Annotated in this window: 1 protein-coding gene; it reads left to right on the plus strand. The window is 33.0% G+C overall.

What is annotated here, in order from left to right:
- On the plus strand, positions 1–666 hold a 666-nt coding region (locus tag PGU50_RS17945), incomplete at its 5' end, for an alpha/beta hydrolase (protein ID WP_270247661.1).
- Positions 667–696 lie beyond the last annotated feature (30 nt).

Here is a 696-nt window from a genome sequence, read left to right on the forward strand (position 1 = left end):
AAAGAGGTTGCTGAAAGACTTCAAACAGATTATCATGTGGTTTTGCCTATATTAGATGGTCATGCAGGATGTGATAAGCAGTTTACAACGATAGAGAATAATGCTTTGGATATTATAGAATTTGTAAATAGCAAATTGGGCGGTTCTGTTTTAATGATGGGAGGACTATCGCTTGGAGGGCAGATTTTGCTTGAAATTTTATCTCAACGCAAAGATATATGTAAGTATGCAATAGTGGAAAGTGTACTTGTGATACCTTCAAAATTTACATATTCTATGATTAAACCGGCGTTTGGAAGTTGCTATGGCTTAATAAAGTATAAGTGGTTTTCAAAATTGCAATTCAAATCACTACGAATAAAGTCGAATTTGTTTGATGAATATTACAAAGATACTTGTGCTATTAGAAAGAGTGATATGATTGCCTTTTTACAGGAAAACTCAGTATATTCACTAAAAGATGGCATTGGAGAGTGTGAAGCAACCGTTCAAATTTATGTTGGAGAAAAAGAAAAGCAATCAATGAAAAAATCCGCTAAAATCATTCATGAAAAATTGCAGGATAGTTTTATACAAGTTCTTCCTAATATGTATCATGGAGAGTTTTCAATAAACCACGCAGATGATTATGTGAGAAAACTATTAGAAATAGTAAAGCGAAGGTAACTTTCAGTCTTCAGCAGAGACTGAAAGCAA

It is taken from the genome of Coprococcus sp. AM11-30B (assembly GCF_027674365.1).
In the GTDB taxonomy this organism is placed as follows: Bacteria; Bacillota; Clostridia; order Lachnospirales; family Lachnospiraceae; genus Allocoprococcus; species Allocoprococcus comes.